The 23,598-nt window shown below is 65.9% G+C and carries 24 protein-coding genes; 14 read left to right on the forward strand and 10 right to left on the reverse strand.

The genetic code is table 11. From position 1 onward, the window contains the following. The first annotated feature begins 15 nt into the window (after window positions 1–15). From QM732_RS18180 to QM732_RS18200, 5 genes are read left to right on the forward strand one after another with little or no spacing between them, the layout of a single operon-like run. Complete coding sequence (locus QM732_RS18180; RefSeq protein WP_415657503.1) at window positions 16–1,239, forward strand: type II secretion system F family protein; 1,224 nt, start codon at window positions 16–18, stop codon at window positions 1,237–1,239. Beyond that, window positions 1,239–2,168, forward strand: coding sequence for a prepilin peptidase (locus QM732_RS18185; RefSeq protein ID WP_415657504.1), 930 nt, complete (start codon window positions 1,239–1,241; stop codon window positions 2,166–2,168). The genes QM732_RS18180 and QM732_RS18185 overlap by 1 nt, the downstream gene beginning before the upstream one ends. 4 nt (window positions 2,169–2,172) lie before the next feature. Next, window positions 2,173–2,778, forward strand: a complete 606-nt coding sequence (gene coaE / locus QM732_RS18190) for a dephospho-CoA kinase (RefSeq protein WP_415657505.1) — start codon at window positions 2,173–2,175, stop codon at window positions 2,776–2,778. Window positions 2,779–2,792: 14 nt separating this feature from the next. After that, window positions 2,793–3,548 (forward strand): cell division protein ZapD, encoded by a 756-nt coding sequence (zapD, locus tag QM732_RS18195; RefSeq protein WP_415657506.1) that lies wholly within the window; start codon window positions 2,793–2,795, stop codon window positions 3,546–3,548. Continuing rightward, window positions 3,545–3,760 carry a DNA gyrase inhibitor YacG gene (locus tag QM732_RS18200; protein ID WP_415657507.1) on the forward strand — a complete coding sequence of 72 codons (216 nt, stop codon included), beginning with the start codon at window positions 3,545–3,547 and terminating at the stop codon, window positions 3,758–3,760. Before zapD ends, QM732_RS18200 begins: the two co-directional genes overlap by 4 nt. Here the strand turns inward: QM732_RS18200 and QM732_RS18205 are convergent, their stop codons facing one another. Genes QM732_RS18205 through tal form a run of 3 tightly spaced genes read right to left on the reverse strand, consistent with a single transcriptional unit; the run spans window position 3,761 to window position 6,967 of the window. After that, window positions 3,761–4,381 carry an HAD family hydrolase gene (locus tag QM732_RS18205; protein WP_415657508.1) on the reverse strand — a complete coding sequence of 207 codons (621 nt, stop codon included), beginning with the start codon at window positions 4,379–4,381 and terminating at the stop codon, window positions 3,761–3,763. Window positions 4,382–4,388: 7 nt separating this feature from the next. Beyond that, window positions 4,389–6,023, reverse strand: a complete 1,635-nt coding sequence (pgi, locus tag QM732_RS18210; RefSeq protein ID WP_415657509.1) for a glucose-6-phosphate isomerase — start codon at window positions 6,021–6,023, stop codon at window positions 4,389–4,391. A 2-nt stretch (window positions 6,024–6,025) separates the two neighbouring features. Beyond that, on the reverse strand, window positions 6,026–6,967 hold the full coding sequence (gene tal, locus QM732_RS18215) for a transaldolase (RefSeq protein WP_415657510.1): 942 nt from the start codon (window positions 6,965–6,967) through the stop codon (window positions 6,026–6,028). A gap of 123 nt (window positions 6,968–7,090) precedes the next feature. On the opposite strand from tal, the gene zwf reads away from it, so the two are divergent. Next, window positions 7,091–8,536, forward strand: coding sequence for a glucose-6-phosphate dehydrogenase (gene zwf / locus QM732_RS18220; RefSeq protein ID WP_415657511.1), 1,446 nt, complete (start codon window positions 7,091–7,093; stop codon window positions 8,534–8,536). Window positions 8,537–8,538: 2 nt separating this feature from the next. After that, window positions 8,539–9,399, forward strand: a complete 861-nt coding sequence (locus tag QM732_RS18225; protein WP_331175808.1) for a MurR/RpiR family transcriptional regulator — start codon at window positions 8,539–8,541, stop codon at window positions 9,397–9,399. A gap of 4 nt (window positions 9,400–9,403) precedes the next feature. On the opposite strand, the gene QM732_RS18230 is transcribed toward QM732_RS18225, so the two are convergent. The 6 genes from QM732_RS18230 to QM732_RS18255 form a co-directional block, all read right to left on the reverse strand. Then, the gene (locus QM732_RS18230; protein ID WP_415657512.1) at window positions 9,404–9,712 is read right to left on the reverse strand and encodes an STAS domain-containing protein; all 309 of its coding nucleotides are present in this window, start codon (window positions 9,710–9,712) and stop codon (window positions 9,404–9,406) included. 73 nt (window positions 9,713–9,785) lie between these two features. Next, window positions 9,786–10,439 (reverse strand): MlaC/ttg2D family ABC transporter substrate-binding protein, encoded by a 654-nt coding sequence (locus QM732_RS18235; RefSeq protein ID WP_415657513.1) that lies wholly within the window; start codon window positions 10,437–10,439, stop codon window positions 9,786–9,788. Between the two features lie 56 nt (window positions 10,440–10,495). Further along, window positions 10,496–11,356, reverse strand: a complete 861-nt coding sequence (locus tag QM732_RS18240; RefSeq protein ID WP_415657514.1) for a VacJ family lipoprotein — start codon at window positions 11,354–11,356, stop codon at window positions 10,496–10,498. Beyond that, on the reverse strand, window positions 11,353–11,841 hold the full coding sequence (mlaD, locus tag QM732_RS18245) for an outer membrane lipid asymmetry maintenance protein MlaD (RefSeq protein ID WP_415657515.1): 489 nt from the start codon (window positions 11,839–11,841) through the stop codon (window positions 11,353–11,355). Before mlaD ends, QM732_RS18240 begins: the two co-directional genes overlap by 4 nt. A 22-nt stretch (window positions 11,842–11,863) precedes the next feature. Next, a complete protein-coding gene (gene mlaE / locus QM732_RS18250; protein ID WP_415657516.1) occupies window positions 11,864–12,643 on the reverse strand; it encodes a lipid asymmetry maintenance ABC transporter permease subunit MlaE in 780 nt (259 codons plus the stop codon). Beyond that, window positions 12,640–13,491, reverse strand: coding sequence for an ABC transporter ATP-binding protein (locus tag QM732_RS18255; RefSeq protein WP_415657517.1), 852 nt, complete (start codon window positions 13,489–13,491; stop codon window positions 12,640–12,642). Before QM732_RS18255 ends, mlaE begins: the two co-directional genes overlap by 4 nt. Window positions 13,492–13,656: 165 nt before the next feature. Here QM732_RS18255 and QM732_RS18260 point away from each other — a divergent pair, with 165 nt between their 5' ends. From QM732_RS18260 to QM732_RS18290, 7 genes are all read left to right on the forward strand, one after another. Further along, window positions 13,657–14,214 carry a type IV pilin protein gene (locus QM732_RS18260; protein ID WP_415657518.1) on the forward strand — a complete coding sequence of 186 codons (558 nt, stop codon included), beginning with the start codon at window positions 13,657–13,659 and terminating at the stop codon, window positions 14,212–14,214. Continuing rightward, window positions 14,208–14,825, forward strand: a complete 618-nt coding sequence (locus QM732_RS18265) for a GspH/FimT family pseudopilin (RefSeq protein WP_415657519.1) — start codon at window positions 14,208–14,210, stop codon at window positions 14,823–14,825. The genes QM732_RS18260 and QM732_RS18265 overlap by 7 nt, the downstream gene beginning before the upstream one ends. After that, a complete protein-coding gene (gene pilV, locus QM732_RS18270) occupies window positions 14,822–15,334 on the forward strand; it encodes a type IV pilus modification protein PilV (RefSeq protein WP_415657520.1) in 513 nt (170 codons plus the stop codon). The genes QM732_RS18265 and pilV overlap by 4 nt, the downstream gene beginning before the upstream one ends. Further along, window positions 15,331–16,389, forward strand: coding sequence for a PilW family protein (locus QM732_RS18275; protein WP_415657521.1), 1,059 nt, complete (start codon window positions 15,331–15,333; stop codon window positions 16,387–16,389). Before pilV ends, QM732_RS18275 begins: the two co-directional genes overlap by 4 nt. Further along, the gene (locus tag QM732_RS18280; protein ID WP_415657522.1) at window positions 16,383–17,033 is read left to right on the forward strand and encodes a hypothetical protein; all 651 of its coding nucleotides are present in this window, start codon (window positions 16,383–16,385) and stop codon (window positions 17,031–17,033) included. Before QM732_RS18275 ends, QM732_RS18280 begins: the two co-directional genes overlap by 7 nt. A 19-nt stretch (window positions 17,034–17,052) precedes the next feature. Beyond that, window positions 17,053–21,435, forward strand: a complete 4,383-nt coding sequence (locus tag QM732_RS18285) for a pilus assembly protein (protein ID WP_415657523.1) — start codon at window positions 17,053–17,055, stop codon at window positions 21,433–21,435. Window positions 21,436–21,563: 128 nt separating this feature from the next. Further along, window positions 21,564–22,091, forward strand: coding sequence for a hypothetical protein (locus tag QM732_RS18290; RefSeq protein WP_415657524.1), 528 nt, complete (start codon window positions 21,564–21,566; stop codon window positions 22,089–22,091). Window positions 22,092–22,115: 24 nt separating this feature from the next. Here QM732_RS18290 and QM732_RS18295 read toward each other — a convergent pair whose 3' ends face one another. After that, complete coding sequence (locus tag QM732_RS18295; protein ID WP_415657525.1) at window positions 22,116–23,591, reverse strand: glutamate synthase subunit beta; 1,476 nt, start codon at window positions 23,589–23,591, stop codon at window positions 22,116–22,118. Between the last annotated feature and the right edge of the window lie 7 nt (window positions 23,592–23,598).

Below are 23,598 nucleotides of genomic sequence, written 5' to 3' on the forward strand. Positions count from 1 at the left end.
CATCGAGGAGAGCGCATGGCCACCGCCACTGCTGCAGCAAAAGGCATCAAGGACTTCGTCTTCGAATGGGAAGGCAAGGACCGCAACGGCAAGATCGTCAAGGGTGAGCTGCGCGCGGGCGGCGAGGCCATGGTCAGCGCCACGTTGCGCCGCCAAGGCATCCTCGTCAACAAGGTCAAGAAGCGCCGCTCCAGCGGTGGCACCTCGATCAAGCAGAAGGACATCGCAGTCTTCACGCGTCAACTGGCGACCATGATGCGCGCCGGCGTGCCGCTGCTGCAAGCCTTCGACATCGTCGCGCGTGGCGCGACCAACCCGCGCCTGACCCGGCTGCTGAACGACATCCGCCAGGACGTCGAGACCGGCACCAGCCTTTCGTCGGCCTTCCGCAAGCATCCGATGTACTTCGATGCGCTGTACTGCAACCTCGTCGAGGCCGGCGAGTCGGGCGGCATCCTGGAGGCCCTGCTGGACCGGCTGGCCATTTATCAGGAGAAGACGGTCGCGATCAAGAACAAGATCAAGTCGGCGCTGACCTACCCGATCGCCGTCATGGTGGTGGCCTTCATCGTCGTGGCCGTCATCATGATCTTCGTCGTGCCAGCCTTCGAGGACGTGTTCAAGTCCTTCGGCGCCGACCTGCCCGCGCCGACGCTGTTCATCATCGCGCTGTCCAAGTTCTTCGTCAGCTACTGGTGGGCCATCTTTGGCGGCATCGGCGGCGGCGTCTACTTCTTCATCCAGAGCTGGAAGCGTTCCGAGAAGATGCAAAAGCGCATGGACCGGCTGCTGCTGAAGGTGCCGGTGTTCGGCGACCTGATGTACAAGTCGGCCGTCGCGCGCTGGACGCGCACGCTGTCGACCATGTTCGCTGCAGGTGTGCCTCTCGTGGAAGCGCTGGATTCGGTCGGCGGAGCCTCCGGCAATGCGGTGTTCGCGGAAGCAACGGAGCAGATCCAGCGCGACGTGTCCACCGGTGCCGCACTGACGACCTCCATGCAAACCACCGGCATCTTCCCCACCATGGTGCTGCAGATGTCATCCATCGGTGAGGAGTCGGGCTCGCTGGACCACATGCTGGGCAAGGCGGCCGAGTTCTACGAGGACGAGGTGGACGAGGCCGTCAAGGCGCTGTCCAGCCTGATGGAGCCCTTCATCATCGTCATCCTGGGCGGCATCATTGGCGGCATCGTCGTGTCGATGTACCTGCCCATCTTCAAGCTGGGCCAGGTGGTCTGATGCCAGTGGACTACAGCGTCTGGCTGTCGCCCTGGGTTCTCGGCATCTTCGGTCTTTGCATTGGCAGCTTCCTCAACGTCGTCGTACATCGCATCCCGTTGATGCTGGAGCGGCAGTGGCTGCATGAGTCCGCAGCGCAGCTGACCGATGCCACCGTCATGGCGCGCGTTGCCGGCGTGCCGGCTGCGGAGGCCGAGAAGCTCGCCAAGGCGGTCGACGCCTATGGCACCAAGATCGAGGCCCTGCCGCCCTTCGGCATTTCCAGGCCTCGGTCGCGCTGCCCTCACTGCGGCCACCAACTGCGCTGGCATGAGAATCTTCCCCTTGTCGGCTGGCTGCGGCTGGGCGGCAAATGCGCGTCCTGCAAGGCGCCGATCGCCAAGCGCTACCCGCTGGTCGAGCTCGCGACAGGCGTAGCGTTCGCCGCCCTGTCCTGGCGCTTCGGGGCGCAGCCCACGACGCTGCTGTGGTGTGGCTTCGTAGCCGCGCTCATCGCGCTGGCGCTGATCGACTGGGACACCACGCTGCTGCCGGACGCCATCAATCAGCCCCTGCTGTGGGCCGGCCTCGCGGCTGCGCTGATGGGCTGGACCATCCCGCTCGACAAGGCGCTGATCGGTTCACTGGCGGGCTATCTGTCGCTGTGGTCGGTCTACTGGCTGTTCAAGCTGGCCACCGGCAAGGAGGGCATGGGCTACGGCGACTTCAAGCTGCTCGCGGCCCTCGGTGCCTGGCTGGGTTGGCAGATGATCCTGCCCATTGTGCTCGGCGCCTCGGCCATAGGCGCGGTCGTCGGCATCATCATGAAGATGAACGCTGGCCTGCGTGAAGGCCGCTACGTCCCCTTCGGCCCCTTCCTGGCCGGCGGCGGCCTGGTGGTGCTGTTCGCAGGCCAGGCCACGGTGCTGGGCTGGCTCGGCTGGGCCTGACCGGATGAGGGTGGGCCTGACCGGCGGCATCGGCAGCGGCAAGAGCACCGTCGCTGGCCTGCTGGGCCGGGCCGGTGCAGCCATCGTCGACACCGACGCCATCTCGCGCGCCCTCACTCTGCCCGGTGGCGCGGCCATGCCCGCCATCGCCCAAGCCTTCGGCGCGGACTTCGTCGGCGCCGACGGTGCGCTGGACCGGGACCGGATGCGCGCCCTTGCCTTCTCCGACACCGGCGCCAAGCGTCGGCTGGAAGCCATCCTGCATCCGCTGATCACCAACGAGGCACTCGCCCAGGCCGACGCGGCGCGCGCGCCCCTCGTCGTCTTCGACGTGCCGCTGCTGGTCGAGTCCGGTCGCTGGCGCTCGCGGGTCGCACGTGTTCTCGTCGTCGACTGCTCGGTCGAGACCCAGGTCGTGCGTGTGCTGCAGCGCCCGGGCTGGACGATGGAGCGCGTTCAGGGCGCCCTTGCCGCCCAGACCAGCCGGCAGGCCCGCCGCGCTGCGGCCGATGCCGTGCTGCTCAACGACGGCATCTCGCTCGCCGCGCTCGAAATGGAGGCCAGAAGCCTGGCTGCACGCTGGGGCTGTGAAACAATTGCGGCGCCCTGACTGAAGCTGCCGCCGTGGTCCTGTACGAGTACCCGTTCAACGAGAGCATCCGCACGATGCTCCGCCTCGAGCATCTGTTCGACCGTCTCGGCGCCCTGATGGGCCGAGATACTGCGCTTGACCATCATTTCGCGCTGGTCACGCTGTTCGAGATCCTCGACGTCGCCTCGCGTGCCGACCTGAAGAGTGACCTGCTCAAGGAGCTCGAGAAGCACAAGGCCCAGTTCAACGCCTACCGCGGCAGCCCCGGCGTCGATGAAGCCCGCCTGGACGAGGTCGTGACCCGCATCGACGGCGCTTTCCAGCGCTTGAATGCGGTGTCCGGCAAGACCGGTGCGGCGCTGACCGGCAACGACTGGCTCATGAGCATCCGTAGCCGCATCAGCATCCCTGGCGGCACCTGCGAATTCGACTTGCCGGCCTACTACAACTGGCAGCAGATGCTGCCGGCGCGCCGCCGCAAGGATCTGGTGGGCTGGACCCAGACGCTGATGCCGCTGGCAGAAGGGCTGCAGGTGCTGCTGGGCCTGCTGCGTGATTCGGGCACGCCGCACAAGGTCGCCGCCACGGCCGGCCAGTTCCAGCAGAGCCTGCCCGCCGTCCGCGTCTACCAGCTGCTGCGCATGCGCATCGACCCCAGCCTCGGCCTGATCCCGGAGATTTCCGGCCATCGGCTGATGGTGTCCATCCGACTGATGCGCCAGGACGAGGAGGGCCGGCTCAAGCTGGCTCCCGAAGACAGCGGCTTCGAGCTGGCGCTGTGCCAATGAAGACGAACGCGCAGGGCGAACGCATCGTGCGCTGCCCCCAATGCAGCGGCGACAGCGTCTTCGCCTCCAGCAACAAGTGGCGCCCGTTCTGCAGCGAACGCTGTCGCCAGATCGACCTGGGCGCCTGGGCCAGCGAGAGCTTCCGCGTACCGGCCGCGCCGCCGCAGGACCCGGATGAATTCGGGCCTGCCGGCGAGCAGGCCCTGCACTGATCAGGCGCCCAGCAGTCGCCTGGACACCAGCTCGCGCCGTGCTCCGGCGGCATCGATGAACAGAAAGGCCTGCCAATCGCGCGCCAGGGCTGCGTCAACATTGGCCGGGTGGTCATCGATGAAAAGCAGGTCCGAGGGCGGTGCGCCGAAATGCCGCTCCGCCATCGCGAAGATCTCGGCGCCCGGCTTGATCTGCTTGACCCGGCCCGAGAACAGGCCCGACTCGAACCACTCGGTGAGCGGAAAAGTCGCGCTCAAGTGATCGGCATAGGGCTCAGGCATGTTGGACAGGTAGTGCAGCGTATGGCCGGCCGCTCGCAGGTCGCGGATGAGGGCAACCGTCGCCGGGATAGCCGTCAGCTCGTCCGGCACCGCGCGCACGACAGCCTCGACCTCCTCTTTCGGCCAGCCGGTGCGGGCCGAGATGCGGCGCACGACCTCGTCGGCGCCGATCAGTCCCTGGTCGAACATCCCCCAGTCGCCGCCGTAGTTCTGGAAGAACTGCGCGGCCATGTGGGCGCCCTGCTCAAGTGTCTCGACGCGGTGTGGCCAGACGCGCGCCAGGAAGCTGGCCGGGTGCCAGCGGAACACCACACCGCCGAAGTCGAAGACGATCCTCATGCCGTTTTCACGCGGCACTCAGGCGAGTCAACAGGCCTGCCGTCGAACCGTCCAGGCCCGCGGTGTCACCCGACTCAAGGCGTGGTAGCAACTGATTGCACAAGGCCTTACCCAGCTCCACGCCCCACTGGTCGAAGCTGTTGATGCCCCACAGAGCGCCGGTGACAAAGACGCGGTGCTCATAGAGCGCGATCAGCGCGCCCAGCGAACGCGGCGTCAGCGCGTCCAGCACCAACGTCGTGCTCGGGCGGTTGCCTGGGAAACTGCGGTGGCTGGCCAGCACCTCGCGGTCCAGCGTGGCGGAGGCCGTGGGCGCCTTTTCGGTCAACGCTTCGGCAGCGGTCTTGCCCTGCATCAACGCCTGGCTCTGCGCGAGGCAATTGGCGAGCAGCTTGCGATGCTGGTCCGCGAGCCTCTCGACGAGTTCGCCCGATCTTTCAATGCCTTCGCCGTGGTACGGATGCTTCACGGCGATGAATTCGACCGGGATGACGTCCGTACCCTGGTGCAGCATCTGGAAGTAGGCGTGCTGGCCATTGGTGCCCGCCTCCCCCCAGACCACCGGCGACGTACCCAACGCCAGCGGCTGGCCTTCGAGGTCCACGCCCTTGCCGTTGCTCTCCATCTCCAGTTGCTGCAAATAGGCCGGCAGGCGGCGCAACCCCTGGTGGTAGGGCGCCACGCTGCGGCTCGTGAAGCCGTGGAAGTTGCGGTACCAGATGTCAACGAGGCCCAGCAGCACCGGCAGGTTGCGCTCCAGCGGCGCAGCGGCGAAATGCCGGTCCATCGCATGCGCCCCGGCCAGCAGTTCGCGGAAGCTGTCAGCGCCGACGGCGATGGCGATGGGCAGGCCGATGACGGACCACAGCGAATAGCGCCCTCCCACCCAGTCCCAGAAACCGAAGGCCGTATCGATGCCGAAGGCTGCGGCTGCTGCGGTATTGCTGCTGGTCGCGACGAAGTGACGCGCCACGTCCGTGCCGCCCGCGGCCAGGAACCAGGCCTTGGCGGCCTGGGCATTGGCCAGCGTCTCCTGCGTCGTGAAGGTCTTGGATGCGACGACGAACAGCGTGTGCCGCGCATCCAGGCCGGCCAGCACCGGTGCCAGGTCGTGACCGTCCACGTTGGAGACGAAATGCAGCTTCAGGCCGCGGCGGCCGAACGGCTGAAGCGCCTGCACAACCATGGCCGGGCCGAGGTCGCTGCCGCCGATGCCGATGTGGACAACGTCGGTGATCTCACCGCGCTCGCCACGGCGTACGCCCTCGGCAAAGGCCAGCATGGCGTCCAGCGACGCCTGCACCTCGGCATTGAACGGCGCATCGCTGCCCGCAGGCGCGCGCAACGCCGTGTGCAGCACCGCGCGGCCCTCGGTGGTATTGACAGGGTCGCCGCGCAGCAGCGCATCGCGCCGGGCCTCAAGGCCGCAGTCGCGGGCCAGCTTCAGCAGCAGAGCCAGAGTGGGCACGTCAACGCGGTTCTTGGACAGGTCGGCAAAGACCTCGGGCGCCTCCAACGACAACGCGCCGAAGCGGCCGCCGTCCTCGGCGAACGCCTTGCGGATGTCGAAGCCGCGACCTTCGGCCGCGTAGCGGGCTTGCAGCTCGGCCCAGACGGGCGACAGGTCGCAGCGCTTTGCCATGGTCAGGCTTCTTGGATGAGCTTGTCGAGCTTGCCCGCGTCGATGGCGAACAGGCGGATGCCCTCGGCCAACTTCTCGGTCGCCATGGCGTCCTCGTTCAGAGCGAAGCGAAATGCAGCCTCGTCGAGATGGACGGCCGGCACGGCAGCAGCCTTGGCCGGATCGAGCACGCGCTCCAGCTTGGCATCGCTGGCCTGCAGTTGGGCGAGCAGGTCGGGGCTGATGGTCAGCAGGTCGCAACCGGCCAGTGCCTGGATCTGGCCGATGTTGCGGAAGCTCGCACCCATGACTTCGGTCCGAATGCCGTGCTGCTTGAAGTAGGCATAGATCTGCGTCACCGACTTCACCCCAGGGTCGTTGACGCCAGCTTCTCGCACCTCGTCCCAGCTCGCACCTGCCGACTTCTTGTACCAGTCATAGATGCGGCCGACGAACGGCGAGATCAGCTGTACCTTGGCCTCGCCGCAGGCCACGGCCTGGGCGAAGGCGAACAGCAGCGTCAGGTTGCAGTGGATGCCTTCGCGCTCCAGCTCGGCGGCAGCCTGGATGCCCTCCCAGGTGGAGGCCAGCTTGATCAACACGCGCTCGCGTTTGATGCCCGCGGCTTCGTACAGCGCGATGATGCGGCGTGCGCGCGCCAGGCTGCCCACCTTGTCGAAAGACAGCCGCGCGTCCACCTCCGTCGATACGCGGCCCGGGACGACCTTGAGGATCTCCAAGCCGAAGCGCACCAGCACGTGGTCGACGATCTCGTCCAGGGGCTTGCCGCGATGTGCGTTCACGGTCTCCTTCAGCAGCGGCGCATAGTCAGGCGACTGCACGGCCTTCAGGATCAGCGAAGGATTGGTCGTCGCGTCGCGGGGCGCGAACTGGGCGAGCTGCAGGAAGTTGCCGGTGTCGGCGACGACGGTGGTGAAGGCTTTGAGCTGGTCGAGCTGGTTCATGGCATGCGCTCCGGATTGACCCGGCGAAGAAACTGCTGCATAGTATTTCACGAAACTTAGTTACACAACGGTTAGCGCGCATGTCGTGGTGACGGCATTGGCGCTGGCCTGGAGACCCCGCAGATGTCTTTCGATCTCGTGTTCTTTGGCGGTACCGGCGACCTGACCTGGCGCAAGCTGATGCCCGCGCTGTTCCAGGCCTTCCGGCACGGCAAGCTGCCCGAAGGCGGTCGCATTCTCGCCGTCGCACGTGACGAACAGACCGACGAGCGCTACCGCGAATGGCTGAAGGAACGCTTCCGTGAGGTCGAGGCCGGCAAGCGCCCCAGCGACGACGAGTTCGAGCGCTTCGCGGGGCTGATCCAATACCGTCGCATGGATCTGTCCCAGCCCGAGCATTACCAGGGCCTCAAGGACTGGCTGGATGCACGCAACGCCGATACCGTCGTGCTCTACCTCGCGACCAGCCCGCACTTGTTCACCGGCATCTGCCAGCAACTCGGCGCCGTAGGCCTGAACCATGACAAGGTCCGAGTCGTGCTGGAGAAGCCACTGGGCCACGACTTGGCCAGCGCGCAGGAGATCAACCGGACGGTACGCTCGGTGTTCTCCGAACGGCAGGCCTTCCGCATCGACCACTATCTGGGCAAGCCTTCGGTGCAGAACCTGATGGCGCTGCGCTTCGGCAACGCTCTCTTCGAGCCGCTGTGGCGCAGAGAGAGCATCGCCAACATCCAGATCACGCTGGCCGAGCAGTTGGGCGTCGGTACGCGCGGCGCCTTCTACGACGGCACCGGCGCGCTGCGCGACATGATCCAGAACCATGCGCTGCAGCTGCTGACGATGATCGCGATGGAGCCGCCAGCCAGCAATGACGCCGACGCGATCCGCGATGAGAAGCTCAAGGTACTGCGCGCGCTTAAGCCCTTCACACGGGAATCGGTGGGACGCGACGTCGTACGCGGCCAGTACCGCGCCGGCATGTGCGGCGGGCATCCGGTGCCAGGCTATCTGGAAGAGGTCAAGGTGCCGCCGGACAGCCTCTGCGAAACCTTCGTCGCGCTACGCACCGAAGTGGAGAACTGGCGCTGGGCCGGCGTGCCCTTCTACCTGCGCACCGGCAAGCGCCTGGCGGCACGCGACGCACAGATCGTCGTCAACTTCCGCCCCGTGCCGCACCAGATCTTCCCCGGAGCCAGCCTTCCGAATCGCCTCGTCATCAAGCTGCAGCCCGAGGACGGGCTGGAGCTGCAACTGCTCGCGCAGAAGGGCACGGGCCACGGCGAGCAGCTGACGCCGGTGTCGCTGGACTTGGACTTCGACAAGGCCTTCGCGGCGCAGCGCGTGGGCGCCTATGAGCGCCTGCTGCTTGAGGCCATTGCCGGCCGCCTCAACCTGTTCGTGCGCAGCGACGAGCAGGAACAGGCCTGGCGCTGGGTCGAGCCCATCCTTGACGCCTGGGAGGCTGACGGCAACGGCCCGCGCCCCTATGCCGCCGGTTCCTGGGGACCGGCCGCCGCGAGCGCGCTGGTGGCGCGTGATGGCTTCAGCTGGGCGGAGGAGCAATGAGCATCCTTGAGCGCGTCAAGGCGGCTTTGCCGGCACTGCCGCCCGCCGAACAGCGTGTTGCCAAGCTGCTGCTTGCCGATGCGCGCAGCTTCGCCAGCCTGCCAGTCAGCGAGCTGGCGGACCGCTCGCACGTGTCCAAGCCGACGGTGGTTCGCTTCTGTCGCAGCGTTGGCTATGACGGCCTGGCGGACTTCAAGCTCAAGCTGGCCGGCAGCGTCAACGAGGGCGTGCCTTTCGTGCACCGCGCAGTGGACGAGGATGACAAGCCCGCCGACATCATCGTGAAGGTTGTGGACAACGCCGTCGCGGCCCTGCTGCACTACCGCAACGATGCAGCCAGCCACGCCTTCGAGCGCGCCATCGATGCGCTGGCCGATTCGGCCCGCCACGGACGTCGCATCGAGTTCTACGGCGTCGGCAACTCCGGCATCGTCGCCCAGGACGCACAGCACAAGTTCTTCCGACTAGGGGTCAACACGGTGGCCACCAGCGACGGCCATGTGCAGCTGATGAGTGCCACCATGCTGCAGCCGGGAGACTGCGCCGTCATCATCAGCAATTCCGGCCGCAGCCGCGACCTGCTGGACGCGGCGGAGATCGCGCGCAAGAAGGGCGCGACCATCATCATCATCACGGCCAGCGCCTCGCCGCTGGCCCAACTGGCGCTAGGCCCCAGCCAGATCCTGCTGGCAGTGGACCATCCGGAGGACTTTGACCGCTACAGCCCCATGGTGTCGCGGCTGCTGCACCTGATCGCGGTGGACATCCTGACGACGGGCGTTGCACTGCGCCTGGGCCAGCATCTGCGGCCCGTGCTGCAGGAGATCAAGAAGAACCTGCGCGCCAAGCGCTACGCAGGCTGAGCGCTCAGACCGTCGCCGCGGGCTGCCACAGCAGCTCAGCCACGCCGTAGACCCGGGCCAGCTCGCGCAGCTTCTCGGGGGCATCGTTCAGCTTGAGCGTGGCGCCCTGCTCGCCGCACTGGCGCGCGGCCGACAGCAGCAGGCTGAGCGCCGAGGAATCGAAATCCGTCAGCTCGGCAGCCGACAACCGCACCTCGCGGCCGGCCGCTGCCAGCACCTGGGCGGCCTCCGCTCGCAGGGCCGGCGACATCTGTGCCCAGGCGGCGCGGGCGCCATCCATACGCAGCCGCGCCGGCAGCTTCAGCCCGCTCATGACTGTCTCCTTCGCGCTGCGCGCCGTCCCGCCGCGCGAGAGCAAGCCCGTCCAGGCGTCCGTGAGGAACTCATCAGCCCTTGGCCGCCGGTGCACCCGCCGCCTTGGCATTCTTGTCTGCCAGGCTCTTGATCAGGCCGTCGATGCCGTTGGCGCCGATCTCCTGGGCGAAGCTGTTTCGGTACTGGTCCGCCAGCCAGATGCCCAGCACGTTCACGTCGTAGATCTTCCATTCGGCGCCCGCCTTCTCGAGGCGGTAGTCGAGTTGGATGGGGTCGCCCTTGCCACGGATCTCGGTACGCACGACGACCTCTGTGTCGCTCGGCTGGGCGCGCAGCGGCTTCAGGCCAATGGTCTGGTCCTTGACCTGCGTCAGCGCGCCGGCATAGGTGCGCACGAGCAGGGTCTTGAACTCGGCCTGGAGCTTGCCCTGCTGGTCGGGCGTGGCTTGCCGCCAGAAACGACCCACGGCCGAAGCCGTCATGCGCTGGAAGTTGATATGCGGCATCACCTTGGCATCGACCAGGGCGATGATCTTGTTGATGTTGCCGGCCTGGATGTCCTTGTCGGCCTTGACGGCCTCGATGGTCTCCAGCGAAAGCTGGCGGATCAATTGGTCGGGTGCGCTGGCGTCGGCCGCGTGGGCGGCATGCACCATGCCCAGGCTCAGGGTCGCGAGGGTGGCCACGGCGAACGCGCGGCGGCGCAGGGAGGTCAGCAGGGTCATGGTGTCACTTTCTCTGAACAGGGACCGGCACTTAACGCGCCGACCCGGCTATCGGTTCACCGCGTCGCCGCGGAGGCGGGTTCGGCGGGCTTTTTCACAGAGGCCGCAGGCTCCGATGCGGGCGCCTGCGGTGCCGAGGCAGCATCCGCCGGGGCCGAGGCGGCGGCGCCAGGCACCAGCACTTCGACCTCCTCGTCATCATCGAAGCTGCCGCGGCGTTGCAGATAGGCATCGCGGTAAAAGGTGTATTTATCCAGCGCGATGCCCTCCAGCATCTCGCCGGCACGCAGGAAATTGGCTCGGGTGTTGACCAGGTTCAGCCCCGTGATGGCGACCTTCTTGCGGCCATCGTCGAAGAGAACGGCTGGCGAAGCCTGCCAGTCAACCGGCAATGCCAGGGAGTCCCGCACCGACGACGGCCCGAACAGCGGCCAGACGATATAGGCACCCGTGCCCATGCCCCACTTGCCCAGCGTCTTGCCGAAGTCCTGGCTGTTCTTGTCCAGGCCGGCCTCGGTAGCAATGTCCAGCAGGCCTGCAAAGCCGAAGGTGGAGTTGACGGCAAAGCGCATGCCCTGCTCCAGACCGGCCTTGAAGCGCCCCTGCAGCATCAGGTTGACCGCAGACCAGGCGTCGCCAATGTTGCCGAAGAAGTTGTCGATGCCGGTGCGCACGGGCGAAGGCACGATCTCAGAGTAGGCCGTCGCGACCGGCTTGAGCACGTTCTCGTCCAGCTTCTCATTGAAGGCAAAAACCTTGCGATTCCAGGATTCCCAGGGATCCATCCTCTGGCCCTTGGAGCCCATGGCCTTGTCGACGGCGCGCTCGATGCGCGTGCCGACGCCCTTCATGGTCTGGCAACCCGTCAAGCCCAGCGTGAACGCCGCCAGGACCAGGATCCGAAGCAGGCCGATCACGGTTTACCTCCCGCCGGCGCGGTACTGCCCATGTCCGATGCCTTGCTGTTGATGAACTGGCCGATCAGGTTCTCCAGAACGACTGCGCTCTGGGTCTGGCGGATCACGTCGCCGGCGGCCAGGTTCTTCTCGTCGGCACCGGGCTCCAGGCCGATGTACTGCTCGCCCAGCAGGCCAGCGGTCAGGATCTTGGCCGAGCTGTCCTTGGGAAAGAGCGCACCCTTGTTCAGGTTGATCGTGACCTTGGCCTGGAAGGTCTTGTCGTCGAAGGCGATCGACTCCACGCGGCCGATGACGACGCCAGCGCTCTTCACTGCAGCACGCGGCTTCAGCCCGCCGATATTGTCGAAACGTGCCGACACCTGATAGGTCTCGTCGAAGTTCAGGCTCAGCAGATTGCCCGCCTTGAGCGCGAGGAACAACAGCGCCGCGCCACCGATCAGCACGAACAGCCCCACCCACGCGTCATGTCGAGAGGATTGCATCCTTCGTTCTCCTGGCTCCAAGTCAAATCGAAAACATCGTGGCCGTCAGCATGAAGTCCAGCCCCAGCACGGCCAGCGACGACAGCACGACGGTGCGCGTCGTCGCGGCCGACACGCCCTCGGGCGTGGGCTTGCAGGTATAGCCCTGCAGCAGCGCCACAAAGGTGACCGTCACGCCGAAGACAAGACTCTTGATGACGCCGTTGCCGACATCGGCCCAGACCTCCACGCCACCCTGCATCTGCGACCAGAACGCGCCGGCGTCGACGCCGATCAGCGGCACCGCCACCAGCCAGCCGCCGATGATGCCGACGGCCGAGAAGACCGCTGCAAGTAAGGGCATCGCGATGAAGCCCCCCAGGAAACGCGGCGCGAGCACGCGCTGCACCGGATCCACGGCCATCATCTCCATGGCAGTGAGCTGCTCGCCAGCCTTCATCAGGCCAATCTCCGCCGTCAGCGAGGTACCGGCCCGGCCGGCGAACAGCAGCGCCGTGACCACCGGCCCCAGTTCGCGCACCAGGCTCAGCGCCACCAGCATGCCCACGGCCTCGGCCGAACCATAGCGCTGCAGTGTGTAATACCCCTGCAGGGCCAGCACGAAACCGACGAACAGGCCCGACACGCCGATGATCGACAGTGAGCGATTGCCCAGATAGAAGAGCTGCTCACGCACCAGCACAAAGCGCCCCAGCGCCTGGGGCGTACGCGCGAGCAGCGTGAAGAACAGCCGCGTGGCGGCGCCGACGTCGACCAGCGCACCACGCACGCTGGCGCCCACGCTCCTGGCCAGGGCCATCATGGCATCACCCCGAAGTCTTCAGCCACCGGCCGGGCCGGCTGGTGGAAGCGCACCGGCCCATCGGCCTCGGCACCGACAAACTGGCGCACCAGCGGGTCGTCACTGTGGCGCAGTTCGTCCGGCGTGCCCTGGGCCACCACACGGCCGTTGGCGATCATGGCCACCTCGTCGGCGATCCCGAAGGTCTCGTGCAGGTCGTGCGAGACGATGACGCTGGTCAGGCCCAGGGCATCGTTCAGGTCGCGGATCAGCCTTGCGGCGACGCCCAGCGAGATTGGATCCAGGCCGGCGAAGGGCTCGTCGTACAGCACCAGGTCGGGGTCCAGCGCGATGGCACGGGCCAGCGCGACGCGGCGGGCCATGCCACCCGAGACTTCGCTGGGCAGCAGGTCGCGCGCACCACGCAGCCCTACCGCGTTGAGCTTCATCAGCACCAGGTCGCGGATCATGGCTTCGGGCAGGTCGGTGTGCTCGCGCAGCGGGAACGCGACGTTCTCGAACACGCTGAGGTCGGTGAAGAGCGCGCCAAACTGGAAAAGCATGCCCATACGGCGCCGCACGGCGTAGAGCTCCTGCAGGTTCAGCGGTGCCAGGTCCTGGCCATCGAAAAGCACCTGCCCCGAGATCGGCCGCAACTGACGGCCGAGCAGGCGCAGCACGGTCGTCTTGCCGCCACCCGAGGTGCCGATCAGCGCGAGCACCTTGCCACGCTCCAGCTTCAGGTTCACGCCATTCAGGATGACGCGGTCCCCGTAGCCGCAGCTGACGTTGCGCAGTTCGATCAGGGGTGCGGTGGAGTTGGAATTCACGCAGTCGGGCCGAAGCCAGGCGGAAGTAAAGGGCGCCATGATAGGGGAAACACCGATTCAACCAGCCGACCCTCCTGAGAGGCCCCGGAAATGCCGAAAACCGACTGTGACGCCGCGTCGCCCCGCAGAACTTGGGCTGCCCTCCCTCTGTTACGACTGCTTGCAGCGAGTGACACGGGGACACCACCCCAGCATGCCCGAAGCGTGCGCCAGTTCACGGCCGGCGCCCGACGCGCGACCAGCGTGCGCCGCGCCAGGATGAGCGGTAATGCATTGGCGTCGCACGCGCCCAAAATATCTTCATCACCGGATGCCCAAGCCATGCAACGCCATTCCTCTCCCTCCCAAGGCTTCACCCTGATCGAGGTGATGATCACCGTGGTCATCGTCGGCATCCTGGCCGCCGTGGCGCTGCCGCAGTACAAGAACTATGTGACCCGGGGCAAGATCCCAGACGCGACCTCGGCCCTTGCCGCCAAACAGGTCCGGTTGGAGCAGTACTACCAAGACAATCGCACCTACGTCGACGCCGCCGACTGCGGCAACGACTCCACCACGAGCCAGTTCTTCACCTTCTCCTGCAGTGCTTCGTCGGCCAGCGCCTACACGCTGCAAGCGGTGGGCAAGGACACGATGGCGGGCTTCACGTACACGGTCAACCAGTCAAACGCCAAGACCAGCACCATCGTCTCCCCCGCCGGCAGCAGTTGGATCGCCAGCTCCACCAGTTGCTGGATTACGAAAACGGGCGGCATATGCTGAGGTCGCGCGTTGGTGGCTTCACGCTGATCGAGGTCCTCGTGACCCTGAGCATCGCGATTCTGCTGCTTGCCATGGCCGCACCGATGTTCTCCGACTGGATGACCAACAGCCGTATCCGCCTAACGGCCGAATCCATCCAGTCAGGCCTGCAGTTCGCCCGCTCTGAAGCCACTGCTCGCAACGGCCAGGTGCGCTTCCAGCTGACTGACTCACTGACCAGTAGCTGCGCTCTGAGCACCACAGGCACCAACTGGGTAGTAAACGTCGGCACCGCCAATGCTGCCGGCGGCTGCAACGCGGCGGCCGGCGACGCCGCCACAGGCATCCTGATGAAGCGGCCCTCGTCGGAAGGTAGCGGCGGCACCGTCGTGGACGGGAGCAGCAATGCCGGCTTCGACGGCAGCATCGTATTCAACGGGCTGGGCCGCCCCACACCCACCCCCGCCCAAACTCTCAGCATCATGGTGCGCGGCAGCACCATCGAGCAGTGCGCCGAGCAGGGCGGCCCCGTCACCTGCCTCTACATCCAGGTGACGCCGGGTGGCCAGACCCGCATGTGCAACGCCAAGCTCGCCAGCACCGACCCACAGTCCTGCTCCTACGCGCCATGAACCCGACGCCCCGTCCCCCACGCCACCGGCCGCAGCAGGGTTTCATGCTGCTAGAAGTGCTAGCCGCACTGCTCATTTTTGCACTAGGCGTCATGGGCCTCGTTGGCCTGCAAGCCAATGCAGTCAAGCAGGTGGGCGACGCCAAGTACCGCGCCGATGCGGCCATGCTGGCCGAAGACCTCGTCGGCCAGATGCAGGTCGCCAACCGCAGCTACGCGGCGCTCAATGCCGCCTTCAACAGCACCAACGGCACGGCCTACACGGCCTGGCAGACGCGCGTCACTGAGACCCTCCCCGGCGCTGCCGCCTACGACCAGACCGTCACGCTGACCCAAGTCCAGCCCTTGCCCGCGCTGCAGGGCACAAACTCTGCCGGCGCCGTCGTCACGGGCACGGCCACGGGCCTCACCAGCAGCACACAAGTCACGATTACGCTGCGCTGGCTGCCACCGGGCGAGCCAAGTGCGAACGGCTCGCGCCAACTGACGCTGGTCACGCAAATCAAATGAAAACCCTGCGCTTGAAGCCCCATCACAGCCAAGGCCCTCGCGGCTTCAGCCTCATCGAGCTAATGGTCGGCCTCGTCATAGGTTTGCTGGCCGTCATCATCGTCATGCAGGTCTTCCGCGTGTCCGAGGGCATGCGCCGCACGACAAGCGGCAGCGGCGACGCGCAGACAACGGGTGCCGTGGCACTGTCCATGCTGCTGTTCGACCTGCGCCAGGCCGGCCAGGGCCTTGCTACAGCCAACACACTGGGCTGTAGCCTGACGCTGCCCAGTGGCCACTCCGTGGGCAACCTCGGGCCTGTGGTGATCAACTCGGCCAGCGTCGCGACGGGCGATGCCAACACCGACACGCTGCTGGTCGCCTACGGCACGGGCAACGGCTCACCCGAAGGGCAACGCATTAGCGGCCAGACGGGTAGCAACACCTTCAATGTTCCCGCCCCCACAGCCTACAAACTCAACGACTACGTCCTCGCTGCTCCAGAATCGCGCGCCACGCCGTGCGCACTGACGCTGGATCACATCAACGTCGTGCCCGCCAGCACCCTTTCCCTGGCCACCGGTGCAACCGGGATGACCAACGGTGTGCTGTACAACCTGGGTCAGACCGTGCATGTGGCGGCCTACCGTGTCAGCGGCGGGCAGTTAGCCACGTGCAACTACATGACGCAGGACTGCAGCTCCAGCGCCGCCAGCAACTGGGCCACCATCGCCGAAGGCGTGATCAGCCTGCGCGCGCAATACGCCAAGGACACGTCCGTCACGATGGACGCCATCGTCGACGCCGACGGCTACAACCAGACCACGCCCACTGCCTACTGCAGCGGCACCGCCGGCTGGAGCCGCGTGCTGGGCCTGCGCCTCGCGCTGGTGACACGCAGTGGCCAACTCGAAAAAGATACGGTTACCTCGGCCGCGCCGGCCTGGGCGGCCTCCGCCGCCCTACCCATTGATCTGAGCAGCAACACCGACTGGCAGCGCTACCGCTACAGGACCTTCGAAACCACGTTACCGCTGCGCAATATGTCCTGGCCTGGAGTCGTTACGGGATGCTGAACGCCCACCACCCCATCCGCCGCCAGCAAGGCGTTGCGCTGATCCTCGCCGTCATCGTTCTGGTTGCCATGTCGCTGGCCGCCATCGGGCTGATGCGCGGCGTACTCACCGGCAATCGCGTCGCCGCCAATCTGGCCTTCCAACAGTCGGCCAGGCAGTCGTCGGAGACGGGCGCCGAAACTGCCATCGCCTGGCTGGAACAGAAGAGCCGAGAACTGCTCACCGCCGGCCAGACCACCCGTGCCAACAAGCTGTTCCAGAACATCACCGCCGGCGCCGGCGGCGAAACATACAACTACGTCGCCCACCGCGAAGACCCGGACAGTACCGCGAACCAGACCTGGGACGACTTCTGGACAAATTTCCTCGTGCCCAACGGCATGGCCAACACGCTGGCCGTCGACGGTGCGGGCAACACGGTCTCCTTCGTCATTCACCGCCTCTGCAATGCCGTGGGCGACCCCAGCACCGGCATCAACTGCGAAGCCTCGCCCAACGCTCCGCCGTCCAACCAGCCAAACCGCAGCACCGGCCAGGGGGGCGGCGTAAAGCCGGCCGACCCGCAGGTGTACTACCGCATCACCGTCCGCGTGGCAGGGCCGCGCAACGCCATCAGCTTCACCCAGGTCGTCGTTGCGATCTGAGCCCGAGGAGGAACCTGCCATGAAGCGCACCAAGCCCCAACTCACCTCGCTGGCACTGCCTCTGCTGGTATCGCTGAGCGCCACGCAGGCCGGCGCGACCGACTTGGCCAACTCGCCGCTCATCACCGCCGCACCCAACGCCATCCCGGCCAACATCTTCTATGTACTGGACGACTCGGGCTCGATGGCCTGGGACTTCCTGCCCGATCACATTGGCAGCTACTGGGGAGGCAGCAGCGAAACCAGCAGCAGCAAGCAAAACGCCTGCCGGACCACGAGCACGCTGCCCTCGCGCACCAGTAGCGGCAGCGTTGGCGGCAACTGCTGCCAAGGTGCGAGCACGAGTAGCAACAGCAGCGCCTGCTGGACCGGCTCGCCCCCTTTCGGCAAGGCGGGCCATCCGCCTTTCTTGGCTTCTAGCTTCAACGGCATGGCCTACAACCCGGCCGTGCGCTACTTGCCACCGGTCGATGCCAGCGGCAACAGCTACCCCAGCCAGACCACCTGGACGGCGGTACGCAATGACTACTACCAGGTCCAGAACACCGCCACGATCAACCTGACGACCCAGTTCCCGGACCTCGCTTGGTGCACCGACAGCACCTACACCGACTGCCTGCGCAACGGCAACTACGTGCTGCCCGGCACGGTGAACGGCAAGAACTACACCACCGCGTGGATCACCACCGCCTCCGGCACCGGTTTCATCGCCACAGGCAATCCGGACGCCCCAGTGGCGTCCTCCAGCGCCGCACCGCTCGGCCCGCACTACTACGTCATCACCCCTGGCGAGTACTGCACCACCAGCGCGCTGCGCAATTGCCAGGCCACCCAGAACGCCACGTACAACGTGCCCGCTTATGTGCGCTGGTGCGGCTCCGCAGCCGACGCCACGGCCGCCGCACCCGCGACAGGCAACTGCCAGGCCACCCGCACCACCAGCTTCCCGTACGCCCGCTACCCGACCCGCTTCTTCACAGCCGGCACGCCAGGAACGGCGGCACAGCCAGCCACCCCCGCTTCAGTGAGTTTCACCATCACGATGGGCAACGGTTGCGGTACCGTCACCACCGGCTCCGGCAAGAACAAGGTCACGACCACTTACAGCGCCAGCGCAAGTCGCCTGACCGTTGGCGGCACCGACCTATTCGGCGGAATCGCAACGGCCTCGGAAACCCGCGCGAGCAACCTGGCCAGCGACATCGCAGCCCAGATCAACGCCAAGACTGGCACCAACGGCGGCTACACCGCCTCTGCCAGCAGTAGCACGGTCACCATCACGGCACCGGTATCGGCGGGCAATCTGACCTCCACCGCGTCGCTGACCCGTGTCTCCTCAGACGCCTCGGCGACCTGCACCTTCACCCCGACCACTACTTCGGCCTTCTCCGGTTACGCCGCCGCAACGGCCGCCGTTGCTGGAACGCCGGGCACCTTCCCCGGCGGCTTCACGCGCGTCGATATCGTCAGCGGCAACACCTACGCCAAGGCCGCCACCCGCACCGACTGCGCCGGCACCAGTTGCACCTATACCGAGGAGATGACCAACTTCGCGAACTGGTGGGCTTACTACCATACCCGCATGCAGGCCACCAAGTCGGGCATCCTGCGAGCCTTCGCCAGCGTGGGTGGCAACCGGCGGCTGGGTTACATGAGCATCGACAACAACACGGGCTCCGACTTCCTCAACCTCGCCAGTTTCCAGAACAGCACCTCGCCCGCCAGCACACAGCGTACCGACTGGTTCAACAAGATCACCAGCGCCAGGCCCAATAGCGGCACGCCACTGCGCGTGAGTCTGGCCAAGGCTGGGCAGATGTATGCCGGGAAACTCACGTCGATCAACAGCGGCACGGTGAATGATCCGATGCAGTACGCCTGCCAGAGGAACTACACCATCCTCTCAACAGACGGCTTCTGGAACGACAGCTCCAACCCGAAGCAGCTCAACGGCACAACCGACATCGGCGACCAGGATGGCTCGCTGGCCCGCCCAATGCTCGACGGCAGCGGCACGGCCAATACGCTGTCCGACGTGGCAGCCTATTACTACAACACCGACCTGCGCACACCTACCGCCAACAATTGCCAGAGCGGGAACAGCGGCGCCGGCAACCGAGATGTCTGCGGCACGGGCCAGACCTACGAGAAGCAGAACATGGTCACGTTCACGCTGGGCCTGGGTATCTCGGGCTACATGAAGTTCGACCCCAACTACGCGACTCAGACATCGGGCGACTACTTCGCCGTCAAGAACGGCAGCGCAGCAAACCTGTCGGCAGACATCTGCTCCTGGCAGAGCAGCGGGGCCTGCAACTGGCCCGTGCCAATTGCCGACACGCTGACTGCAGTGGATGACCTTTGGCATGCCGCCGTGAACGGTGGCGGTAGCTATTTCAGCGCCAGCGACCCCAGCACCTTCGCCAATGGCCTGATCAGCGCGCTGAACAAGATCGACGCCTATGAAGGTGCCGGCGCCGCCGCCGCCACCAGCAATCCCAACGTCACGACCAGCGACAACTCGATCTATTTGACCGGATTCACCTCGGGCGACTGGACGGGCGAGGTCACTTCTCGAAGCATCGACGTGACCACCGGCAACCTGAGCAGCGCCGCCGCCGCCTGGACGGCCGCGGGCCAGCTCGACGGCAATACCAACCGCACCATCTACATGTTCTCGGCGAGCGCCAGCAACAAGCTCAAGGCCTTCAGCTGGAGCAGCATGAACGCAACCGAGCAGGGCTACTTCTCGCTCGCCGCCCTCAACACCGGCAGCAACGCGTTGAGCCAGTTCTGCACCTCCAACGATCCCACCTGCCTTTCCAGCGCAGCCCAGACCGCCGCGGCCGGCGAGAACCTGGTGAACTACCTCGCCGGCGACCGCAGCAACGAGGGCAGCATCACTGACATGTCCAAGTATTTCCGCGCCCGCGTCCATCTGCTGGGAGACACGGTCAACGCCGAATCCGTGTTCGTGGGTACGGCCTCAGGCTACAACTACCAGGACGCCGGCTACGCTGCCTTCAAAGGCAGTGCCGGCATTGCCAACCGTCAACGCATGCTTTACGTCGGCGCCAACGACGGCATGCTGCACGCCTTCAATGCCGACACCGGCGCCGAGGTCTGGGCCTTTGTGCCCACAGCCGTGCTGCCCAATCTGCCGCAGTTGGCCGACAAGCAATACGCCAACAAGCATCGCTACTTCGTTGATGCGACGCCCATCGTGCAGGACGTCTTTATTGGCGGCCATTGGCGCACCATCCTCGTCGGAGGCTTGGGTGGTGGTGGTCGCGCCTACTACGCACTGGACATCACCGATCCTGGCAACCCCAGCGCGCTGTGGGAGTACACCGACAGCAACCTCGGCTACACCTATGGCACGCCCGAGATTGGCAAGCTGGCCGACGGTACCTGGGCGGTGTTCTTCGGTTCGGGCTACAACAACGTGTCACCCGGCGATGGGGTTGGCCGGCTCTATGTGTTGAACGCCGCCGACGGCACGCTTGTCCGCACCATCAGCACCGGCACCGGCAGCACCAGCACCCCGTCGGGCCTAGCCCAAGTGCGCGCGTGGCTGGCCAACGGAAACCTCGACAACAGCGTGCTACGCGTTTATGCGGGCGACACGTTGGGGAACGTCTGGCGCTTTGATGTGAACGACGATGTCGGCGCTCCTGGCTACGACGCGCAATTGCTCGCTTCGCTGCGCACCGCTGCCGGCATGGGCGGCGTGGTCCAGCCAATCACGACCCGTCCCGAGCTGTACAGCGTCAACGGAGTCGCAATCGTCTACATCGGCACCGGCCGCTTCCTCGGCCAGTCCGACTACAACAATACCGACACGCAGTCCATCTATGCAATCAAGGACGACCTGAGCGCCGCAGCCAACCACGGCAACCCGCGCGATGCATCCGCCCACTTCGTGGTACAGACGCTCGTCGACAGCACCTGCCCCTCCGGCAGTGCCTTCTGCACGGCGGGCAGCCTGGTGCGCAACAACGGCGACCCACAGCCCGTGGACTGGACGGTTAACGGCGGCTGGTACGTGGATCTGCCGCGCAGCGCGGAGCGCGTGAATACGGACCCGCAGATCGTGCTGGGCACGCTGGTGGTCACGTCCAACGTGCTGACCAACAGCGATCCCTGCCAGGTGGGCGGTTTCAGCTTCGTAAACTACTTCGACGCCGCCACAGGACATGCGGTGAGCAACGCCAACGGCCTGGTCAGCGTCTACCTCGGTGACGCACTTTCCACACGTGCGACGGCCTACAGCCTGCCCAATGGCGACGTGGTAGGCGGCTTCCAGCTGGCAAATCGGAAATTCGTAACCAAGAAGGTCCCGCTGAACTCGACCGTGCAGAACACTCGCCGGCTGTCCTGGCGTGATCTGAACACGAACTGAGTGTGGTCGGCAGCGGCATCAACCGCTCACGCGGTCCGCAGCTGCTGGCCCTCACAGCCGCGCTGCTGCTGCACGTCGCCCTGCTCTCCTGGGCCCGGCATCCTGCCGGCATCGCGCCCCCAGGGCACGTGTCGCGCACGCTGACAGTGGAGCTGCGGCGTCCGGCTGCAGCAACGCGGCTGCCGGCCGAACCTGTCCCGGAACCTGCGCCCACGCCTGAACCGTCAGCAACGCCGGTGCCTCTGCCCAATCAAGCAATGGTCGCGGGCGGCGACGCGAGCGCTGTTCGGCTGCTTCCTGAGCAATTGCAGGCCGCATCCCTCGAGCTGGGCTACCCTGATGCACTGCTGCCCGGGGGACAACTGGCGCTGCGCTGGTGGCTGCGCCTGAACCCCGATGGCAGCGTTGCCGCCCTGAGCAGCAACGCAACCACCAATAGCCCGGAGTACTTCGTCAGCGCCGCCGAGCAGGCACTGCAAGCGGCTCGCTTCAACGCGGCATCGCTGGGCCTTCAAACCTTGCCCACGCAACTGTGCCTGGATCTGCGCTATCAGGAGACCGCTGAAGCCGGCGAGCACGTTCAACTGCGACGACTGAATGCGAGATTGAACGAAAGAAGCGGCGCGGCGTCCTGTCTGGGCGCCACGCCGCATTAAGCACTTGCGAGCGACTCGCTCGCGTCAACGCGGCAGCGTCGTCGCCCCCATCAGGTACTCGTCTACCGCACGCGCGGCCTGGCGCCCCTCGCGGATGGCCCAGACCACGAGGCTCTGCCCACGACGCATGTCACCGGCGGCGAAGACCTTGTCGACGTTGGTCTTGTAGGCATTGACACCCTCAGTAGTTGCCTTGCCGTTGCCACGCGCATCCTTGTCGACGCCGAACGCGTCGAGGATGGTTGCGACCGGCGACACGAAGCCCATGGCCAGGAAGGCGATGTCAGCCTTCAGCACCTGCTCGCTACCCTCGACCTCGATCATCTTGCCGCCTTCCCACTTCAGGCGCACGGTCTTCACCCCGGTCAGCTTGCCCTTCTCACCGACGAATTCCTTGGTGGCAATGGCGAACTCGCGCTCGCAACCTTCTTCGTGACTGGACGAGGTGCGCAGCTTGATCGGCCAGTAGGGCCAGGTCAGCGGACGGTCTTCCACTTCGGGCGGTTGTGGCAGCAACTCGAACTGCGTGACGCTCTTGGCTCCATGGCGATTGCTGGTCCCGACGCAGTCGCTGCCTGTATCGCCGCCACCGATGACGATGACATGCTTGCCGTCGGCGCGAATCTGGCCCTTCAGCTTGTCACCGGCGTTGACCTTGTTTTGCTGCGGCAGGAACTCCATCGCGAAATGCACGCCGGCAAGGTCGCGGCCGGGCACGGGCAGGTCACGCGACTGCTCGGCGCCACCGGTCAGGACGATGGCGTCGAACTGAGCCTTCAACTCATCGGCGCTGACCGTCTCCTTGGCCCAGTTGGTGACCTTGCTGCCCTCGGGCAGCGCGGCGACCATGACGCCGGTGCGGAACTCCACGCCCTCGGCCTGCATCTGCTCGACCCGGCGGTCGATGTGGGACTTTTCCATCTTGAAGTCCGGGATGCCATAACGCAGCAGCCCGCCGACGCGGTCGTTCTTCTCGAACACCGTGACGCTATGGCCCACGCGCGCCAGCTGCTGCGCGGCCGCAAGGCCTGCCGGGCCGGCACCAACGACGGCGACCTTCTTGCCCGTCTGCACCCTGGCCGGCTGTGCCTTGACCCAGCCCTCCGCCCAGGCACGGTCGATGATGGCGTGCTCGATGGACTTGATGCCCACCGCGTCGTCGTTGACGTTCAGCGTGCAGGCGGCCTCGCAGGGCGCGGGGCAGATGCGTCCGGTGAACTCGGGAAAGTTGTTCGTGCTGTGCAGCACTGTGATCGCGTGCTTCCAGTCTTCCGGCCGGCCCTTGTAGACCAGATCATTGAAGTCCGGGATCACGTTGTTGACTGGGCAGCCGCTGTTGCAGAACGGCGTGCCGCAATCCATGCAGCGCGCACCCTGCTGCTTCGCCTGGTCCACATTCAGACCAATCACGAATTCCTTGTAGTTCTTGACGCGAGCGACGACGGGCTCGTAGCCCTCTTCAAGACGCTCATATTCCATGAAGCCGGTGACCTTGCCCATGCTTTGA

It is taken from the genome of Roseateles sp., from assembly GCF_047654805.1.
In the GTDB taxonomy this organism is placed as follows: domain Bacteria; phylum Pseudomonadota; class Gammaproteobacteria; order Burkholderiales; family Burkholderiaceae_C; genus Pelomonas.

What these genes read in the sequence shown, in the direction of transcription:
- QM732_RS18285 (WP_415657523.1), top strand. Translation starts at nt 17,053, where the DNA reads ATGAAGCGCACCAAGCCCCAACTCACCTCGCTGGCACTGCCTCTGCTG.
- QM732_RS18235 (WP_415657513.1), bottom strand. Translation starts at nt 10,439, where the DNA reads ATGACCCTGCTGACCTCCCTGCGCCGCCGCGCGTTCGCCGTGGCCACC.
- zwf (WP_415657511.1), top strand. Translation starts at nt 7,091, where the DNA reads ATGTCTTTCGATCTCGTGTTCTTTGGCGGTACCGGCGACCTGACCTGG.
- QM732_RS18200 (WP_415657507.1), top strand. Translation starts at nt 3,545, where the DNA reads ATGAAGACGAACGCGCAGGGCGAACGCATCGTGCGCTGCCCCCAATGC.
- mlaE (WP_415657516.1), bottom strand. Translation starts at nt 12,643, where the DNA reads ATGATGGCCCTGGCCAGGAGCGTGGGCGCCAGCGTGCGTGGTGCGCTG.
- QM732_RS18185 (WP_415657504.1), top strand. Translation starts at nt 1,239, where the DNA reads ATGCCAGTGGACTACAGCGTCTGGCTGTCGCCCTGGGTTCTCGGCATC.
- QM732_RS18255 (WP_415657517.1), bottom strand. Translation starts at nt 13,491, where the DNA reads ATGGCGCCCTTTACTTCCGCCTGGCTTCGGCCCGACTGCGTGAATTCC.
- QM732_RS18265 (WP_415657519.1), top strand. Translation starts at nt 14,208, where the DNA reads ATGCTGAGGTCGCGCGTTGGTGGCTTCACGCTGATCGAGGTCCTCGTG.
- QM732_RS18275 (WP_415657521.1), top strand. Translation starts at nt 15,331, where the DNA reads ATGAAAACCCTGCGCTTGAAGCCCCATCACAGCCAAGGCCCTCGCGGC.
- QM732_RS18205 (WP_415657508.1), bottom strand. Translation starts at nt 4,381, where the DNA reads ATGAGGATCGTCTTCGACTTCGGCGGTGTGGTGTTCCGCTGGCACCCG.
- tal (WP_415657510.1), bottom strand. Translation starts at nt 6,967, where the DNA reads ATGAACCAGCTCGACCAGCTCAAAGCCTTCACCACCGTCGTCGCCGAC.
- QM732_RS18230 (WP_415657512.1), bottom strand. Translation starts at nt 9,712, where the DNA reads ATGAGCGGGCTGAAGCTGCCGGCGCGGCTGCGTATGGATGGCGCCCGC.
- mlaD (WP_415657515.1), bottom strand. Translation starts at nt 11,841, where the DNA reads ATGCAATCCTCTCGACATGACGCGTGGGTGGGGCTGTTCGTGCTGATC.
- coaE (WP_415657505.1), top strand. Translation starts at nt 2,173, where the DNA reads ATGAGGGTGGGCCTGACCGGCGGCATCGGCAGCGGCAAGAGCACCGTC.
- pilV (WP_415657520.1), top strand. Translation starts at nt 14,822, where the DNA reads ATGAACCCGACGCCCCGTCCCCCACGCCACCGGCCGCAGCAGGGTTTC.
- QM732_RS18180 (WP_415657503.1), top strand. Translation starts at nt 16, where the DNA reads ATGGCCACCGCCACTGCTGCAGCAAAAGGCATCAAGGACTTCGTCTTC.
- QM732_RS18280 (WP_415657522.1), top strand. Translation starts at nt 16,383, where the DNA reads ATGCTGAACGCCCACCACCCCATCCGCCGCCAGCAAGGCGTTGCGCTG.
- QM732_RS18295 (WP_415657525.1), bottom strand. Translation starts at nt 23,591, where the DNA reads ATGGGCAAGGTCACCGGCTTCATGGAATATGAGCGTCTTGAAGAGGGC.
- pgi (WP_415657509.1), bottom strand. Translation starts at nt 6,023, where the DNA reads ATGGCAAAGCGCTGCGACCTGTCGCCCGTCTGGGCCGAGCTGCAAGCC.